Genomic DNA, 687 nt, shown 5'->3' with positions numbered 1-687 from the left:
GCGTGGGCGCAGTCTGAAATCACTGCATGGATGGCGGATCGCATTGCCGAACGTAACCGGGGCTATGACGCATGATGATGGCCGCTCAGCAAAAAGCCCCTTTTTCTGGCTTGCTTCTTTTCGCCGTTTCCAGGTATAGTTTTCCCGCTGTCGCAAAATCGGCAGCCGGGCGTAGGAACCCGTGTAATTCACAGGCGACAACAGACGCGCCATGCGTCTTTTTTTACGTCGTTGCTCAGGCACACCCATTTTTCGGGCTGTGGTGCTTATTCCATAGCCCCTGTCAGATAATGGTGGTCCGGGCGGGGCAGCTTTCGGGCTGGCCGGTATTCTGTGAAGCCGGTATTCCTACCCCCGTTCGGGTCACCACCCATGAGCGTAGGAACTCCGGTGGTGGCAATAACCGCTATTCACAGGAGGTTGCCATCATGGCTACGACCCTCACCCCGTCACACCCGCAGTTTGTCTTTGTGTTTGCCGCCGTTCGTCGCGCAGACCGTAAACCCCGTATTTGCATGCTGCGCACCGTTGCCGGTGACGAGCACGCCGCACGCCTTTCCCTCGTTCGCGATTACATCCTCTCGTTCGCTGGCCGTTTGCCGGTTCTGGAGGTGCGCGCATGAGACACACCACCATTACCGCCCGTGACCTCGAATGTCTGGAGCATATGCGCAACGTCGGCCAGCT

The 687-nt window shown here is 58.1% G+C and carries 1 protein-coding gene and 1 pseudogene; both read left to right on the top strand.

The features are described 5' to 3' along the window. A pseudogene (locus OGY71_RS01200) lies at nt 1-75 on the top strand (helix-turn-helix transcriptional regulator); the annotation flags it as partial. Next, entirely contained in the window at nt 72-623 is a 552-nt protein-coding gene (locus tag OGY71_RS01195) for a host cell division inhibitor Icd-like protein (protein ID WP_024196493.1), read from the top strand. The pseudogene OGY71_RS01200 and the gene OGY71_RS01195, both read left to right, overlap by 4 nt. Nucleotides 624-687 lie beyond the last annotated feature (64 nt).

The sequence above is a fragment of the Citrobacter sp. Cpo109 genome (assembly GCF_030332565.1).
GTDB classification, from domain to species: domain Bacteria; phylum Pseudomonadota; class Gammaproteobacteria; order Enterobacterales; family Enterobacteriaceae; genus Citrobacter; species Citrobacter portucalensis.
The sequence above is the reverse complement of the archived record's forward strand: the minus strand, read 5'-3'. Positions and strand labels throughout refer to the sequence as shown.